Consider the following 16806-nt stretch of genomic DNA (forward strand, 5'->3'; position numbering starts at 1 on the left):
CATGCTGGGACTGAGTAAGAAAGACACGAGCTTTCTCATCGCCGTCATTTTTCTGACGTTGGCGACACCGATTTTGCTGCAACCGTTTCCCGAGGGGTCGGCGCTGGCCCAGTTCAACGCCGGCTATCCGGATCTGATGCAGCGTTTTGCCATCTACGGGATTTTCGCGATTGGCTTCAACATTCTCTTCGGCCTGACCGGCTACCTCTCGTTCGGTCATGCCGCCTTTCTGGGGGTCGGGTCCTACTCCGTCGTCTGGATGTACAAGCTGCTGAGCTACAATGTGGTGCCGGGCCTCATTCTTGCCATCATCATGTCGGGCTTGTTCGCCTTGTTGATCGGCTACATATCACTGCGCCGGTCGGGCATTTATTTCTCGATCCTGACGCTGGCCTTCGCCCAGATGTCCTTCAATCTCGCCTATTCGGTGCTGACGCCTTTGACCAACGGCGAGACCGGCCTCCAGGTCTACACTGACGATCCCCAGGTTCTGATGGATGCGGCCAGCCCCTCGTCGCCGCATTTCTTCGGCATTGTCATGAATGAAAGCAGCAAGATCGACGTCGGCGGCTGGCTGTTTACCTTCAACAACGGCTACTACTTCTGCGCCATCATTGCGATTGTGGTTTTCTATCTCTCGATGCGGATTTTCCGCTCGCCCTTCGGCATCATGCTGCGCGCGATCAAGACCAACCAGACCCGGATGAACTACACCGGTCTCAATCCGCGTCCCTACACGCTGGCAGCCTTCGTCATCTCCGGCATGTATGCCGGTCTTGCCGGCGGCTTGCTGGCCTCAATGGACCCGCTGGCCGGCGCCGAGCGCATGCAATGGACCGCGTCGGGCGAAGTCGTGCTGATGACCATTCTCGGCGGCGCCGGAACCTTGATGGGGCCGATTCTGGGTGCGGGTTTCATCAAATATTTCGAAAATATCTTCTCGAAGATCAATGACACCGTCCTGCACGGATGGTTTTCAGCCCTTCCCGACGGGCTTGAGGATGCGATCGTGTTCCTGTTCCATCCCTTCATCGGCAAGGGCTGGCACCTGACGCTTGGTCTTCTTTTCATGCTGGTGGTCATCTTCCTGCCCGGCGGCTTGATCGAAGGCGGAACCCGGATCTGGAATTCTGTCACCGGCAGGAACCGGAAAAAGAAGCAGGATCAGGGTGATCATCACCCGAAGCCTGCGGCCCACGTAAACTGAACTGCGGAGATACCGGATATGGGAATTCTTGAAGTCTCTAACGTCAACAAACGCTTCGGCGGGCTGCAGGCGCTCGGAGATGTCAATCTGGATATTGCCAGTGGCACGGTTCACGCCATCATCGGTCCGAACGGGGCCGGCAAGTCGACGCTGCTCAATGTGCTGGTCGGCAAGCTGATCCCGGACACTGGAACAGTCCTGTTCAACGGCATTTCGGTGCTTGGCCGCAATCCCTACCAGATCAACCAGATGGGCATTTCCCGCGTCTTCCAGACGCCGGAAATTTTCAGCGACCTTTCCGTGTTCGAGAACATGCTGATCCCGTGCTTTGCCAAGCGGGACGGGGCTTTCCGGCTGCATGCGCTTGAATCGATCGTCGCCGAAAAGCAGCTTATCGAGAAGGCCGAGCACATGCTGTCGGAGGTCAACATGGCCGACAAGCGGCACATGACCGCCAGTTCCCTGTCACGTGGCGACAAACGGCGCCTGGAGATGGCCATGTGCCTGGTGCAGGAGCCGAAACTGCTGCTGCTTGATGAGCCGACGGCGGGGATGGCACGCGCCGACACCAACAACACCATTGACCTGCTCAACCAGATTCATGAAAGCCGGGAGATCACCATGGTGATCATCGAGCACGACATGCATGTGGTTTTCTCGCTGGCCAAACGCATCACGGTGCTGGCGCAAGGCTCGCCACTCGTCGAGGACACCCCTGCCAACATCAAGGGTCATCCGAAAGTCAAAGAAGCCTATCTGGGAGAGGCCGCGGCATGAATCAGCTCGAACTCGACAGGGGCAGCGCCGCCACCGGCCGCCCGGATTTTTCGAAAAACGCCAACCATGCGGAGACTGCACCGGCATTTCTGTCCGTTCACGACATTCATGCCTATTACGGCGAAAGCTATATCGTCCAGGGTGTCAGCTTCAATGTGCATGAGGGCGAAATTCTGGCGCTGCTCGGCCGCAACGGCGCAGGCAAGACCTCGACGCTGCGCGCCATCGCGCAAATCGGCTCACCGGCCATGACCAGCGGCGAGGTCTGGCTCGATCATCAGCCGCTGCACCGGATGAGCTCGCACGACGCGTCCCGCGCCGGGCTGTCTCTGGTGCCGGAAGACCGGCGGATCATTGCCGGACTGACGGTTGAGGAAAACATCCAGCTGGCCCAGATCGCACCACCGATCGGCTGGTCGCTGGAACGGATCTACGAGTTGTTTCCGCGTCTGGGCGAGCGCCGCAAGCAGGAGGGCATCACCCTGTCGGGCGGTGAGCAGCAGATGCTGGCGATCGGCCGGGCGCTGGCGCGTGACATCAAGGTTCTGCTTCTCGATGAACCCTATGAAGGCCTGGCGCCGATCATTGTCGATGAAATCGAAAAGACACTCAACATCATCAAGCAACAGGGCATCACCACGATCCTTGTCGAACAGAATGCTGTGCGCGCCTTGAAACTGGCTGACCGCGCGGTGATTCTCGAATCCGGCGAAGTGGTGTTCGACGGCACTGCCAGGGAAGTGCTTGAGAACGAGCAGCTGCGCCACGATTACCTGGCGATCTGATCCGCAATCGGCGCCAATCGCGGTTCGCTCGCATTTTGTCTCACGCTGGATATCTCGCCGCCCGCCTCATCGCGCGTTGCCGGGCACAAAAGGCAGATGTCCGACAGTGAACTGACGGTGCTGCGTCTGTGTGCCATGCGCCTCCGTGTACGGCAGCGCGGTGCACGGTGGCGGGTGCGCTACGGACTTGCGCCAAGCAGGCAGAGAACTTCCGAGCAGTTCTCGATCCGGCCTTCGCAGCAATCGGCGAGAAGGAAGCGGACCAAATCGCTGATCGCGTTCAGGTTTGCCGCATAATGGATCTCGCGTTGGTGCCGTGTGGCGGTCAGAATCCGGGCGCGTCTGAGGATGGCCAGGTGGCCGGACAGGGTTGAGGGCACGATATTCAGCCGCCGCGAGATTTCCAGAGCCGGGAGACCGTCCGGCCCGTTTCGGATCAAAAGGCGAAATACCGCGATCCGCGACGGTTGGGCGAGCGCTGCAAGGGCCTCGATGGCGGTTTCCTGATCCATACATCGTCGATGCCCGAATTATCGAAGCTTGACAAGCCCCGAGCCGTGATTTACCCCGAACTCAATTCGGCATTTACCGAATTGAGTTGTTTGATGCCGAGTCCAAAGCCATGCGCGAGGGGTGCGGGAGACAGCCGGACAACCGGCGCCGTGGCCAGGCCGCATCAGATTGAAATTCGCCGTTTACGGTACCACCGGGAAAGCGAGCAGCGTCCTATGTCGGCCACGCAGATCACTGCAGAAATCGACCTTGAGCCGCGGGGCAGGCACGCCCTTTATCTGTGCCTGGCGGATTTGGTGCCCTGTTTGTCCGATGGCTCGTTTCCGCTGCGGAATGCGATGATCCAACGGCAAAGACCCGGTGGTGGTGATACTGGCAAGCGAATGAGCTGCGACACGATCCCGACCTCCGGCCGCGTGAGTTTTCCGATCAGCCATGCGCTGCGGACGGGTGGGCCGGTTGCTCCCGATGCCGGGATCCGCACCGCGCGGCGGCTCGCCAATTGCCGTGTCAAACAGGTGACCGGCCTGACTGCTGATCCCGCCGGCAAGGTGCCGAACGGGGACCCGCGCATTGGTCATCGCTGGCACCATCGGCCCGGCAGACTTTGCCAACCGCCTCAACGCATCCGACACACCGCATAAAAGGAACAGTCCAACATGACTGACACAACCACGACAGACAGCGGCGCCATCGATGCGTTCGAGCGGTTTTTAACCCTTTGGGTCGGTCTTGCCATGATCGTCGGGATCGGCATCGGAACTGTTGCGCCGGGGCTGATGGCCGCCATCGCAAGCGCCGAAATTTCCTCGATCAACCTTGTCGTCGCCGTGCTGATCTGGGCCATGGTCTATCCGATGATGGTCAGCGTCGATTTCGGTGCGGTCAAGGGCGTGGCGCGGCAACCCAAGGGGCTGATTGTGACGCTGGTGGTCAATTGGCTGATCAAGCCGTTCACCATGGCGTTCCTTGCGGTGCTGTTTTTTGAGCATGTCTTCGCGCCCTTCATCGCTCCCGAGGATGCCGCCCAATACATCGCCGGGTTGATTCTGCTGGGGGCCGCGCCCTGCACCGCGATGGTGTTCGTCTGGTCGCAGCTGACGCGTGGCGATGCGACCTACACGCTGGTGCAGGTTTCGGTCAACGACTTGATCATGGTTGTGGCCTTCGCGCCGATCGTGGCGCTTCTTCTGGGCGTCACCGACATTGTTGTGCCCTGGGAAACGCTGCTGCTTGCCACCGGGCTCTATGTCGTTCTCCCGCTCTTGGCCGGGCTGGCCACCCGTCGCGTTCTTCGCCGTCCGGACCGGATCGAGGCGTTTACCGCACGGATCAAGCCATGGTCGGTCGGCGGGCTGGTGGTGACGGTTGCGATCCTGTTCGGCCTGCAGGGCGAGGTCATCCTGCAGCGCCCGTTCCTCATCGCGCTGATCGCGGTGCCCATCCTGATCCAGTCCTACGGCATCTTCGCTCTGGCCTACGGTGCCGCCTGGATCATGCGCGTGCCGCACCGGATCGCCGCTCCCTGCGCGATGATCGGCACATCGAATTTCTTTGAACTGGCGGTCGCCGTGGCGATCAGCCTGTTCGGGCTGAACTCCGGTGCCGCGCTGGCGACGGTGGTCGGGGTTCTGGTGGAGGTGCCGGTGATGCTCTCGCTTGTGGCCTTTGCAAACCGCACCCGCGGCCGGTTCACGGAGACCTCGGCATGACCGCCGTCGACGATGGTGGCAGGGCCGATCGGCCAGGGGTGCGGGAGCTGAGGAGGCAGCCGGCGATGCCGGGGCAGGGCAGGGCAAAGCCGATGCATGCAGATGTGCCCCGACCCGGCGTGATCTGCGATGCCGCCAGCGTGCCGGCGTGGCGGGCGACCTCCGTAGCGCCCGCTTCTTTCCCGCTCACCGCTGCGCGGCCTCTGGCATCCGTGTCCGGTGCAGATGCCGCAGCTGCCGTCCCCTGTCTGCCGCCTGCCACATGTTTCAACATCGCCGCCCGCGGCTCGGCCAACGCCCAACATCGAAAGGACGCAACGACATGAGTACAGTCATTCACCATAACCCGGACTGCGGCACCTCGCGCAACGTGCTGGAGATCCTGCGCGCTGCCGGCGCCGAGCCGGTCATCATCGACTATCTCGAGACCGGCTGGACCCGGCCGCAACTGTTGGCCCTGTTTGCGGCTGCCGACCTGACCCCGCGCAGCGCCTTGAGAACGACGAAATCCCCGGCGGCGGAATTGGGTCTGCTGGATCCGGATGTCGACGACGCTGCGTTGCTCGAAGCGATGCTTGTCCATCCCGTGCTGGTCAACCGCCCGATTGTCTGCACGCCCAGGGGGGTGCGCCTGTGCCGCCCGTCCGAGGTCGTGCTCGAACTGCTGGACCGGCTGCCGCCCGGGCCGCTTTACAAGGAAGACGGCACCATGATCGTGAACGAGAAAGGAGAGCGGGTTGACTGACACACCAAATCTGGACGAGGCGCATTTCCGCCCGATGGATGCCGACCGGCTGGGGGTTGCCGATCCGGCACCGCATCCGCCGCGCATCCTGCTGCTTTATGGCTCGCTGCGGGCCCGGTCGTTCAGCCGCCTGATGACCGAGGAAGCCGCCCGGGTGCTGACGCGCTTCGGCGCAGACACAAGAACCTTCAATCCCTCGGGCCTTCCGCTGCCCGACGACACCGGGGCCAGCCACCCGAAAGTTGAAGAATTGCGCGATCTGGTCGCCTGGTCAGAGGGCATGGTCTGGTGTTCGCCTGAACGCCACGGCGCCATGACCGGCATCATGAAGGCGCAGATCGACTGGATTCCGCTGTCGCTGGGGGCGATGCGCCCGACGCAGGGCAAGACGCTGGCTGTCATGCAGGTCAATGGCGGTTCGCAAAGCTTCAACGCCGTCAACCAGTTACGGATTCTGGGGCGCTGGATGCGGCTGATCACGATCCCGAACCAGTCCTCGACGCCCAAGGCGTTCCTCGAATTCGGTGACGATGACCGCATGAAGCCCTCGCCCTATTACGACCGGATGGTGGATGTGATGGAAGAGCTGATGAAGTTCACTCTGCTCACGCGGGATCGCTCGGATCACCTCGTGGATCGCTATAGCGAACGCAAGGAAACCGGCGAGGCGCTGATGACGCGTGTCAATCAAAGGGCGATGTAACGCGAAGGCGAGTCGGAGCCGTGAGTTTGCTTGTTGCTCCATTCTCGCCCCGCGCGGGCTGCCAAGCCTCGAGGGAACAGAGCGGTCGACTGCTGGCACACCGGCACATCCGGCTGCGCTCAGCCCCACCCGCATACCCCTCGAAAACAACAGCAAAACCCGGCCGCAGCCGGATCGGGAGAACGCTTTCGCGAGGGCAAGTGGCGGAGAGGAAGTCCGAAGAACTCTGGTTTTGGCTCGTTCCTGATTGTTGTTGGTAGCGTTGAAATCAGTGGCTTTTTTGTTTGCGTGACATTGACTGTTCTCTAATTGTTCTCCATTGTTCATGATCATCCACAAACGGGAGTGCACACCAAAGTGCACACTGGCAATGGCGCGAACTCTCAACAAACTGACAGATGCCCGCATCAAATCCGCTGATTTGAAAGCGGGACGCCATAGCGATGGCGGAGGGCTCTATCTCAACGTGAAGCCTGGAGGGTCGAAGAGCTGGCTGTTCATGTTTCATCGTGACGGGAAACGAAGGGCCGTAGGAATTGGGCCCTATCCCGCGATGAAGCTCGCAGCTGCTCGTCAACGTGCCGCCGCGTTTCGTCAGATGATTGCCGAAGGTGGAGATCCTCAAGAGGCGCTGCGGCAAGAAAAAGTTCCGACGTTCGAAGAATGCACGCGCCAGTTTCTCGGCTCGATGGAGCGTCAGTGGAGGAACGACAAGCATCGGGCCCAATGGCGGTCGACACTTGGCGAAGCCTATTGCAGCAAGATCTTGAACAAGCCTGTTGATCGGATTTCGACCGATGACGTACTCTCCATTCTCAATCCTATCTGGAATGAGAAGAATGAAACGGCCTCGAGGATCCGTGGACGGATCGAGCGGGTTCTCGACTATGCGAAGGCGCGAGGATGGCGTGAGGGAGAAAACCCCGCGCTTTGGCGTGGTCATTTGAAGAGCCTTTTGCCGCCTCGTCAAAAGCTCCAGCGCGGGCATCACCCGGCGATGCCATATGATTCGGTTCCCGCCTTCTATACCGAGCTCTGCTCGAAGCAGGCCATGGCAGCCCTTAGTCTTCGGCTGGTTATTCTGACTGCGTGCCGATCAGGTGAAGCCCTCGGGGCTACCTGGAATGAAATGGATCTTGCGAATGCCGTCTGGACCATACCGGCCGAGCGGACAAAGGCGGGGCGGATACACCGTGTGCCGCTTACTGATGAGGTGCTTGTAATCCTCCAGCCACTTCATGAGTTGAGACGATCTGATCTGGTTTTTCCCGGAAACAAGAGCGATCGACCGCTCTCAGGGATGTCGATGGCGATGCTGATGCGCCGTATGAAGCTCGGCCACTATACCGTGCATGGCTTTCGCAGTTCATTCAGGGATTGGGCTGGAGATGAGACGAACCACGCCAGGGAAGTGGCGGAGGGCGCGCTTGCGCACGTCTCGGGGGATGCCACAGAGCGCGCCTACCGTCGCAGCGATGCCCTGGCAAAACGCCGATTACTGCTCGAGGACTGGGCAAATTTCGTATCGAGGTGATTAAACATGGCAGATGATAAAGACATAGTCAGAAAGTACTTCTACACGGAAATCCTAAAGAAATTGCCTGATCCCCCCATTTATTTCAAAAAACCGAATCTGGTGCTTGGTATGTTTAGTCCTACCGATCCACCTGAACCAAAAACCGCAGATTCGAATGATGAGATTAACGAAAAACTCCGTAGCCTTATCAAATATATGAAATCGAAAAGAGATGATTATGAAATTGAACATGAAAAGTATCATGATTATTTGAGTGAAAACTTAATAAATATCTATTTTTCTGAATTAGCATTTGATTTAAATGTAGATACCAAGAATGGATACTGGATCTTAGATTTATTGGTTGAGCTTGCCATCGATAACGATCGAATTTTTGAAACAAAGCGTGCCCGTGGGAAGCCTTCGCTGAAAGAGAACCACAATCTCCGGAAAGTCAGAGAATACCTGCTTCGTGCAAATCAACTCAGGGCTTATTTACAGGTCATTCGAAAAACGCACGATGTCGGCAATGGGCAACTTGCAAAGGAAATTGTCGCTCGTAGCCGTGACCCTTACCGCCGTGGATTCGCCTGTCAGCTTGAAGACCAGCGCTTGGTCAGAGAAGAATATTCCGCGGCTGAGCAGATGCTTCGTCGATATCACCGATTGCACGGCGAGGAATTTGGTAGCAGGAAAAGGCGCCCGAAGCGCTACGTTACACAAAATGCCCCATTAGATGTAACTTGCGAAGGAAACATCGCTGCGTACCCATGGCAGCTATCCGAAACAGAAATCGAAGGAGTTGACGGATGGCACGAGGAGTTCAGACGGGTGCGAAGGAAGTGGCTGCCATTGGGCCAAGAATGACTTTCACGATACGTGAGGCGTGCGAATACACCGGGCTTTCACGGACTTTCTTATACAGGGAGATGACCGGAGGAAGGCTCAAGCGTTTGAAGGCCGGCAAGCGGGTTCTCATCCTCAAGACTGATCTGGAGGACTATCTCTCGTCGATCCGGGAGGGCGCGTGATGGAGAGCTTTGGCTCAACCCAAACAGCACCGGCTGTGACGCATTGTAGGGTTCCTAACAGGAAGCCGCCCGACAAGAAAAATGAAAACGCCGGCCCTGTTGGCGCAGGGACCGGCGTCGAAAAGAAGTCACTGGGTAAGCGGCTTCACTCCCATGTAACTAGCAGCAATCGGTTCAACCGGCAAGCTGACCGCCGTCGAACCGTTACTTCGGAAAGTGACGCAAACCCCAGTCCCAAAGCTGAAAATCGGGACCATTTTCGTACCGCCGATGTGGTTTCCGTCCGTGAGCAAGCCCCGTACATCAATGACACCCATTGGCAATCGATTGGGAGTGTCATTAATCGCCTTCTCCTGAAGGGAGATGCGGCATGATCTACCGGCAAATCCTTTCTGCTTGCCTCGAACTTTCGAAGATTGCCGAAACCGCCATGTCCGAAACTTTCAGCTACCGGAAAGTCGAAGGGATCAGATCGACACCCACTATGTCGGATTGTACGGGCATCCTTACGTTGGCGCGTATCGCCGTCCACGGGAATGATCGTTTTGATTTCGATCCGGTGGGCATCGAGGCGGTCGTGTTCGAGGCGATGGGTGAAGATGGCGAAACACCCATCGACTTGGTTGCATGGCCAATCGATTGCCCGTGGCATGTACTGACGATGTTCGGGCGCTGTGGTCTGATTGGGGCGTTCTGTGCCTTCAATCCCGCTACCTACTGTGCTGGATCTGTCTTGCCCATCTATCGATCGCCACATGAATTGTTTCGGTGCGGCTTCAATGGATCAGCTATTGCGGTTCCGCATATCGCGGCCTGGCAGATCATCGATCTGCCAGGCCGCGTTGTTGCGCAGGACTTGCGGCACGGCATACAACTCCAACGCTTGATTGAGAGGAACTTCAGGGGACGTGTGACGGTCCCAGCAAATGCGAGGTGGGCGGCATGAACCACCATCATCATTGCTCCGAATTCATACCCGTTGAGGAGGCCATTAGGCCGCGGGGCAAGGCCGCGCCGCGGTTTGATCGCCTCAATACCAATGACCTGATGATGGCAGTTTTCCCGCCGATCCAGTGGGTTATTCCCGGATACCTGCCGGAGGGTTTCAGCGTTCTCGCGGGGCGCCAGAAGCTCGGGAAAACATGGCTGGCTATCGATTTCGCATTGGCCGTCGCCTCAGGTGGGTGCGCTCTCGGTTCCATCGCGTGCGAGCCAGGCAACGTTCTCTACATTGATTTGGAAAACGGGCTACGCCGGATCCAGGGTCGGATCGAGACAATGTACGCGGATGATGCTAACCGGCCGGATCTCTCCCGCTTGGAATGGGTAACGGAAGCGCCGGCGCTCAATGCAGGATTCATCCCGGCACTGGCGGATTGGTGTGATTCGGTCCGGAATCCCCGTTTTGTCATTATCGATGTTTTGCAGCGGGTCAAACCGGCCGGCAACGGCAAGCAGAATGCTTATGAGGCAGACTACAGCTGTTTCTCCGAATTGCAGACATGGGCCACCGAAAACCGGATTGCCGTTCTGGCACTGCATCATACCCGAAAGGGCGGCGCGGCTGATCCTCTTGAGGCGTTGACCGGCTCGAATGGGTTGAGTGCGGTCGCCGACACCACGCTTGTTCTCGATCGCGACGGAAACGGTACGACGCTCTATGTGCGGGGGCGCGATGTCGAGGAGAAAGAAACTGCGATCCGGTTTGATACTGGTATCTGGACCGTGTTGGGAGAGGCGGAGGACGTACGACGATCAACCGAGCGCGGAAAGATTCTGGAATTTCTTTCTGACGCAGACGAGCCTGAAAGAACGACTGCGATTATGGCGGCAACCGGAATGTCGCGGAGCGCAATCGATACCCTTTTGCACCGGATGGCTAAGGCCGGAGAGGTAATCAAGGCGGGTAGAGGCCTCTATGTCCATAAAAGCCGGGCTGATCTCCTTGATATCTGACCCCCTGAAAGAAAGAAAAGAATGAAAGAAACTGGCAAGGTGAGATGATCGGCACCCTCTGCATTTTCCTCAGAATCTTGCTATCTTTCCTTTCTTGCAGGGGTATCCTGCTCACCCGAAAAAAATTTCCCAAGCCGGTGACAGAGCGCCAACGTTCTACGTTTTCTTGGTGACTGATTCGTGCAAAGCGTGGAAGCGAGTTCCGAGACGCGGGGCACAGGTATTGATTGCAATACGAAATCAATTATCCGAAGGATTGAAATCATAATCCAAATGACTTCAAAGTGAATAATAATGGAGTAATCAATATGTTATACCAATCTACAATTTCGGCTAACCTGCTCACACAAAGTTGCGTCCTGCGATCAAAAAATGCCCTTTAACGTACGCGATGTTGTGCCCCCACGTTGCCCTTTCAGCGCTGATCTGTGATCGGCTTTCCATGGATTAGCAAAGGGAGTTTCTCCATGGGGACTACACTGGAGATACTCACGACTGGGAAGACGGGTCGTGAGCGACATCGCCGTTGGCCTGATGAGGTCAAGGCCAAGATCGTTTGGGAAAGCCTGCGCCCGGACGTGACGGTGAACGAGGTTGCGGGCCGCTATGGGCTGCAGCCGAACCACCTGTCGCCCTGGCGCACGATGGCACGGCAGGGCGACAGGTGTTGCCTGCGCCTGAAGATGCGATGGAATTCGCAGCGATGGTCGTCGAGACCCCTGCCGCCGAACCGCCGATCAGAGAGACCAACCGCCGCGAGATCATCGTGGGTCCTGTCACGATCCGTCTGGAAGAAGGAGCATCGGCTGCCCGGGTCGTGGCTGCTGCACGTGCGCTTGCGACCTCCGCATGATCTTTCCATCAAACCGCGTACGGATCATGGTGGCGACGAAGCCTGTGAACTTCCGCAAGGGCCATGACGGCTTGGCTGCGCTGGTGAAGAACGAGTTGCGCAAAGACCCGTTCACTGGAACGGTGTTCGTGTTCCGGTCACGCAGGGCGGATCGGTTGAAGCTGATCTACTGGGATGGCAGCGGTCTTGTGATGGCCTACAAGCGACTGGAAGATCACACCTTCACTTGGCCGGGTATCAGAGACGGCCTGATGACATTGGGCCATGCTCAGTTCGAAGCGCTGTTTGCGGGCCTCGACTGGCGACGCGTTCGTTCCGTGGAAACGAGAGCACCGGAGGTCATCGAATAGCTGCGGCACGATGACTCAGGGCTGTAAATACCAAAGGCAATTCGAAGCGGGCTTTGGTAGATTGCGGCCATGCTGAACGCCTCCGATCTTCCCGATGATGTTGCCGCCCTGAAGGCAATGCTGATTGCGGCGCAGGCACGCGAGGCAGGCAAGGACGCGCAGATTGTCCGCAAAGATGAGCGGATCGAACGGCTTGAGAAGCTGGTCGCGGCCTTCAAGCAAGCAGCCTTCGGACGCAAGTCCGAGAAGACCGACCCCGACCAATTCGATCTGGCACTTGAAGACCTGGAAACGGCAATGGCCGCGATGCATGCCGAGGATGAGGCGGACGCCCCTGCGGGGAACAGGATTAATAAGCCACGAGCAGCCAATCGCGGCTCTCTTCCAAAGCATCTTCATCGCGTCGAAGAGGTGATCAAGCCGAAAAGCCTGGTCTGCGCCTGCGGCGGTTGCCTGCATTGCATTGGTGAGGATGTGTCCGAGAGGCTGGACGTGATTCCGGCCCAGTTCCGCGTCATCGTCATCCGTCGCCCAAAATATGCCTGCCGCGCCTGCACCGACGGCGTCATCCAGGCCCAAGCTCCTGCACGTCTGATCCAGGCTGGGTTGCCGACGGAAGCAACAGTAGCTCACGTGCTGGTGTCCAAATATGCCGATCATCTTCCCTTGTATCGGCAGGCTCAGATTATGAGCCGTCAGGGCATTGATCTCGACAGGTCGACGGTTGCCGATTGGGTCGGCCGGGCTGCCTTCGAATTGCGTCCCGTCTTTGACGCCCTGATTACTCACCTAAAACGCTCGACCAAGCTGTTCATGGACGAGACCCGCGCCCCTGTTCTCGATCCCGGTTCCCGTAAAACAAAGACCGGATACTTCTGAGCGCTGGCGCGAGATGATCGCCCATGGGGTAGCGGTCCTCCGCCAGGTGTTGCCTTCACCTATGCGCCCGGTCGCGGCGGGCCCCATGCTGAGCGGATATTGCAGGGCTTCTCTGGCATCCTTCAGGTGGATGGCTATGCCGGATACAATAGGCTGATCGCACCAGAGCGCGTTGGCCCGGACCTTCGGCTTGCCTATTGCTGGGCCTACGCACGCCGCAAGCTGGTGGAGATCACCCGCAACGGAGCAGCGCCTATTGCCGAGGAAGGCGTGAAGCGGATCGGCGAACTCTACCGGATCGAGGCCGAACTACGAGGGTTTGATCCGGAAACGCGCCTGGCTGGAAGGCAGGAACGATCAGCCCCGATCGTCACTGACATGGAAACCTGGCTCGCCCATCACCGCGCTCGCGTTGCCGCCAAATCGCCGCTCGGCGAAGCCCTGAAATACATCGCCAAATATTGGGAGGGTCTGCAACTCTTCCTGACCGACGGCCGCATCGAGATCGACAACAACAGCGTGGAGCGAACCATCCGGCCGATAGCCCTCAATCGGAAGAATGCACTCTTCGCCGGCCATGACGCCGGAGCCGAAAACTGGGCCACCATCGCCTCGCTCGTTGAGGCCTGCAAACTCAACGCCATTGATCCGCAGGCCTACCTGGCCAGCACGCTCACCGCTATCGTCAACGGCCACAAACAGGGCCGGATCAATGAACTCTTACCTTGGAATTATCCTGCCAAGGTGTGATCGCAACACCGCTTACCCTTTAACGAAAACGCCACAAACTCAAAATGTAGACGAATGTAGATATTCGCTTCTCTCGCGCACCTGGTCGCGCGTGGGAGCGCGCGGATTGCGGCGGCGCGCGAAACTGAACAGTCCGAGTTCTCAGTTTTGACATTGACGATTTCAAAAAATCTGCATACCATCTAGAGAATTCAATAAACCTACATGTCTTCAGGTGATTTGGTGAGCGATCCGGAAACCCATAGAAAACCCTACTCGATTGGCCATGTGGCCAAGACAACGGGTGTTTCCGTTTCGACCTTGCGTTCCTGGGAAGGACTCGGGCTGCTGTCGCCACATAAGTCCAAGGGCGGACACCGGTCGTTTTCAGCCGCCGATGTCGAGCGTGTTTATCGAATTGACCTGTTGCGCCGCGTGGACGGACAAAGCCTCTCCAGTATTCGGCGGATGTTGGAAGGCAGCGATAATTCGGTTGCCGATCCGGTCGATAAGCCGGCCGTCGATCCCCACACTGTCGAGTTCAGGCAAATCGGTGGCCAGGTGCGCGCTATGCGTAAGGAAGCCGGACTCTCGCTGCGTGAACTGTCGGAGCTGACCAGCATCAACGCCTCGCACCTCAGCGTGTTCGAGCGCGGCACGGCTTTCCTGTCGCCGGCGCGGCTCAATGCGATTGCCGAGGTTTTCAAGCGGTCGCTCGGCGAGCTGCTTGGCGGCACCAGTACCGAACACATTCCTATCGTCCGCAAAGGCAGCGGCCGCATGGTTGGTACCTTCGGGCCCGGTGTTTCCATCGAGCAGATCACAGTCGCCGAGCGCCTGATGGATGTCGAAGTTTGGACCATCGGGCAGGGGCGTGAAAGCGACGGGTTCTATGCCCACGAGGGTGAGGAATTGATCTACCTGCTGGAAGGTGAGCTTGAGATCGCGCTGTCGGGCCGCGAACCTGTGATGTTGACGAGCGGCGACAGCGCCTATTTCAGCAGCCGTATTGATCACCGGTGGAAGAATGTTGGTAATGGAGACGCTGTGGCGCTATGGGTCAATACCGATACCGCGCGTCTTGCATCCATGCAGTTCGAGAAGAGTGGGCGCCGGCTTGAATTGGGCTCGTCCCAAGGCACCGGCCTCGGCGAGGGCGCGCTCAACATCGAGCTATCCACCGGCGCCCAGTCTTTTCGGGTGATCGAAACGCATACGGCCGGCCACCCGACACGCATTCTGGTGGAGCCGCTTGAAGGTTTGGACGGGGCCACGGTCAAGGAGAAGCAAAGTTCCTTTGAAGCGCGATACGACCATTTGCGTCCGCTGCTTTTGCAGGAGCCGCGTGGTCACGCGGGTTCCTTTGGCCTGGTGCCCGTCCCTTCCCAGACCGCCGATTTTGGCGCATTCTTCATCACCTCCTACGGCTATCCAGATTTGTGCGGCCATGCCGTGTTCGGCTATGCCAAGGCGCTTGCAGCCCTCGGGCGGCTCAAGTCGAAAACCAGTTTCAGCGTTGAAATGCCCGGAGCAACAGTCCAGGTCGAAATCAAGCCCGAAGATGGCCAGATTGATGTCATCCTGCCGCGGTCCTCGGTCGTCACGCCGGAATTTGCTGTCGCCGTGGATGGCCGGGATGCCCGTCTGCAGATTGTTGATAGCGGCATTTTGTATGCGATCGTCGAGGCGGCCGATCTCGGGCTCGATCTGCAGTCGAGCTCGGCTGATGAAATTCTCGTCACGGCCCGTCTGGTCCGCGACGCAATTACAGCGCTGAACCGGGCTGATGAGCTGGCATTTGACTCGGTGCTGGTCTGCCAACCGCTTGCTTCAGGCCAGGAGCGCATGTTTCTGGCGATCGATGCCCACCGGTTCGACCGATCTCCCGGTGTCACCGCGGTGGCTGCGCGGATGGCGCAATATGTGGCGCAGGGCCGGTTCGAGCCGGACACCGTTCTCCAGGCCGAGAGTATCTTTGGTGGCCGGCTGATGGGCCGGGTCACCTCAGTTGTCGAGACGTCGGACGGACGTCTTGCAGTCGTTCCGAAAATTTCGGGGCGGGCGCATCTCAACGGTATTTCCACGCTCATCGTCGAGCCGGATGATCCAATGAAGCGCGGTTTTCTTGTCTAAACTCGTCAGAAATCCAGAAGGGATAATAAATGAAATTTTCTTTCATGAACAAGCTGGCATCCGCCTTAGCGGCCGTCATGCTGATGACAGCCTCACTGGTTCAGCCCGCAGCCGCGACTGATCCCAATCTCGTTCTCGACCGCATCCGCGACAGTGGCGAACTGCGCGTTCCGGTGATGATCGGCGAGGAGCCCGGTTATATTCGCGACCGCGACAGCGGTGAATGGGGCGGCTTCTACATGGAGTGGGCCAACGATATCGCCAAACTTCTCGGCGTGAAGGCCGTACCGGTCGAAACCACCTGGGGCAATCTTGCCGCAGATTTCCAGGCCAAGAAGATCGACATTGCCTTTGGTCTCAACCCCAACCCCAAGCGTGGCCTGGTTGTCGATTACCTCTCCGTCCCGCTTTTCACGGATGCATGGGCAATTGTCGCCAAGCCCGGCTTCGATAAAAAGAACTGGGCTGATCTCAATGATGCCTCGGTCAGCCTTGTCGTGCAGAAGGGTGGCACCATGCAAGTTGTTGCCGAAGCTCTGACCCCGAAGGCCAACATCGTTGTTGTCGAAGACCGTCCGCTGGGCGTGCTCGAAATGCAGGCAGGCCGCGTCGACGCGATGGTTCTGGCTATCTTCGACGCAGTTCAGGTTGCCAAGCAGATTAATGGCGAGATCATTCTCCCAGCTCCAATGCTGCTCAATCCAGCGACTATCGGTTACGCTCGTGAAGAGGGCAACGAAGGATATGAAAACTGGCTGACCAACTGGGTCAACCAGCAGCGCGCACTCGGTCTGGCCCAGGGCAAGCTGCACAAGTCCTTTGAAGCGCACGGCATCGATCTCTCGATCCTGCCGCCAGAGTTCAGCTTCTGATCACGCTTTCCGCCGGGGGCATTGATTGTCCCCGGCGGCCCTCAA

The 16806-nt window shown here is 58.4% G+C and carries 17 protein-coding genes and 2 pseudogenes; 18 read left to right on the forward strand and 1 reads right to left on the reverse strand.

Translation table 11 applies throughout. The annotated features are described in order from the left end of the window. Position 1 precedes the first annotated feature (1 nt). The 3 genes from PZ897_RS05810 to PZ897_RS05820 are packed head-to-tail and all read left to right on the forward strand — an operon-like array spanning position 2 to position 2769. A complete protein-coding gene (locus tag PZ897_RS05810; RefSeq protein ID WP_275750735.1) occupies positions 2 to 1207 on the forward strand; it encodes a branched-chain amino acid ABC transporter permease in 1206 nt (401 codons plus the stop codon). An 18-nt stretch (positions 1208 to 1225) separates the two neighbouring features. Beyond that, positions 1226 to 1984: an ABC transporter ATP-binding protein gene (locus PZ897_RS05815; protein ID WP_275750737.1), complete on the forward strand. Its 759-nt coding sequence runs from the start codon at positions 1226 to 1228 to the stop codon at positions 1982 to 1984. Then, on the forward strand, positions 1981 to 2769 hold the full coding sequence (locus tag PZ897_RS05820; protein WP_275750739.1) for an ABC transporter ATP-binding protein: 789 nt from the start codon (positions 1981 to 1983) through the stop codon (positions 2767 to 2769). The genes PZ897_RS05815 and PZ897_RS05820 overlap by 4 nt, the downstream gene beginning before the upstream one ends. 179 nt (positions 2770 to 2948) lie before the next feature. Here PZ897_RS05820 and PZ897_RS05825 read toward each other — a convergent pair whose 3' ends face one another. Then, positions 2949 to 3281 carry a helix-turn-helix domain-containing protein gene (locus PZ897_RS05825; protein WP_275750741.1) on the reverse strand — a complete coding sequence of 111 codons (333 nt, stop codon included), beginning with the start codon at positions 3279 to 3281 and terminating at the stop codon, positions 2949 to 2951. A 216-nt stretch (positions 3282 to 3497) separates the two neighbouring features. Here PZ897_RS05825 and PZ897_RS05830 point away from each other — a divergent pair, with 216 nt between their 5' ends. The 15 genes and pseudogenes from PZ897_RS05830 to PZ897_RS05900 all read left to right on the forward strand — a co-directional run bounded on the left by PZ897_RS05830 (position 3498) and on the right by PZ897_RS05900 (position 16761). Then, on the forward strand, positions 3498 to 3926 hold the full coding sequence (locus PZ897_RS05830) for a hypothetical protein (protein WP_275750743.1): 429 nt from the start codon (positions 3498 to 3500) through the stop codon (positions 3924 to 3926). A 15-nt stretch (positions 3927 to 3941) separates the two neighbouring features. After that, positions 3942 to 4994 (forward strand): ACR3 family arsenite efflux transporter, encoded by a 1053-nt coding sequence (arsB, locus tag PZ897_RS05835; RefSeq protein WP_275750745.1) that lies wholly within the window; start codon positions 3942 to 3944, stop codon positions 4992 to 4994. A 322-nt stretch (positions 4995 to 5316) separates the two neighbouring features. Next, positions 5317 to 5739 (forward strand): arsenate reductase (glutaredoxin), encoded by a 423-nt coding sequence (arsC, locus tag PZ897_RS05840; RefSeq protein WP_275750747.1) that lies wholly within the window; start codon positions 5317 to 5319, stop codon positions 5737 to 5739. Then, a complete protein-coding gene (gene arsH / locus PZ897_RS05845; RefSeq protein WP_275750749.1) occupies positions 5732 to 6442 on the forward strand; it encodes an arsenical resistance protein ArsH in 711 nt (236 codons plus the stop codon). Before arsC ends, arsH begins: the two co-directional genes overlap by 8 nt. A gap of 370 nt (positions 6443 to 6812) precedes the next feature. Then, entirely contained in the window at positions 6813 to 7976 is a 1164-nt protein-coding gene (locus PZ897_RS05850) for an integrase arm-type DNA-binding domain-containing protein (protein ID WP_275750751.1), read from the forward strand. Positions 7977 to 7982: 6 nt separating this feature from the next. Continuing rightward, positions 7983 to 8825, forward strand: a complete 843-nt coding sequence (locus PZ897_RS05855; protein ID WP_275750753.1) for a hypothetical protein — start codon at positions 7983 to 7985, stop codon at positions 8823 to 8825. Next, positions 8822 to 8989: a helix-turn-helix domain-containing protein gene (locus PZ897_RS05860; protein ID WP_275750755.1), complete on the forward strand. Its 168-nt coding sequence runs from the start codon at positions 8822 to 8824 to the stop codon at positions 8987 to 8989. The genes PZ897_RS05855 and PZ897_RS05860 overlap by 4 nt, the downstream gene beginning before the upstream one ends. A 370-nt stretch (positions 8990 to 9359) precedes the next feature. Next, entirely contained in the window at positions 9360 to 9935 is a 576-nt protein-coding gene (locus PZ897_RS05865) for a hypothetical protein (RefSeq protein ID WP_275750757.1), read from the forward strand. After that, a complete protein-coding gene (locus tag PZ897_RS05870) occupies positions 9932 to 10945 on the forward strand; it encodes an AAA family ATPase (protein WP_275750758.1) in 1014 nt (337 codons plus the stop codon). Before PZ897_RS05865 ends, PZ897_RS05870 begins: the two co-directional genes overlap by 4 nt. A gap of 467 nt (positions 10946 to 11412) precedes the next feature. Beyond that, positions 11413 to 11592, forward strand: a pseudogene (locus tag PZ897_RS05875) (transposase); the annotation flags it as partial. A 20-nt stretch (positions 11593 to 11612) separates the two neighbouring features. Next, the gene (locus tag PZ897_RS05880) at positions 11613 to 11798 is read left to right on the forward strand and encodes a hypothetical protein (protein ID WP_275751035.1); all 186 of its coding nucleotides are present in this window, start codon (positions 11613 to 11615) and stop codon (positions 11796 to 11798) included. Further along, positions 11795 to 12148 carry an IS66 family insertion sequence element accessory protein TnpB gene (gene tnpB, locus PZ897_RS05885; protein ID WP_275750759.1) on the forward strand — a complete coding sequence of 118 codons (354 nt, stop codon included), beginning with the start codon at positions 11795 to 11797 and terminating at the stop codon, positions 12146 to 12148. The genes PZ897_RS05880 and tnpB overlap by 4 nt, the downstream gene beginning before the upstream one ends. Before the next feature lie 69 nt (positions 12149 to 12217). Further along, a pseudogene (locus PZ897_RS05890) lies at positions 12218 to 13777 on the forward strand (IS66 family transposase). Between the two features lie 222 nt (positions 13778 to 13999). After that, entirely contained in the window at positions 14000 to 15889 is a 1890-nt protein-coding gene (locus PZ897_RS05895) for a proline racemase family protein (RefSeq protein ID WP_275750761.1), read from the forward strand. Positions 15890 to 15918: 29 nt separating this feature from the next. Further along, positions 15919 to 16761 carry a transporter substrate-binding domain-containing protein gene (locus PZ897_RS05900; RefSeq protein WP_275750763.1) on the forward strand — a complete coding sequence of 281 codons (843 nt, stop codon included), beginning with the start codon at positions 15919 to 15921 and terminating at the stop codon, positions 16759 to 16761. Positions 16762 to 16806 lie beyond the last annotated feature (45 nt).

It is taken from the genome of Hoeflea sp. YIM 152468, from assembly GCF_029210485.1.
GTDB lineage: Bacteria > Pseudomonadota > Alphaproteobacteria > Rhizobiales > Rhizobiaceae > Hoeflea.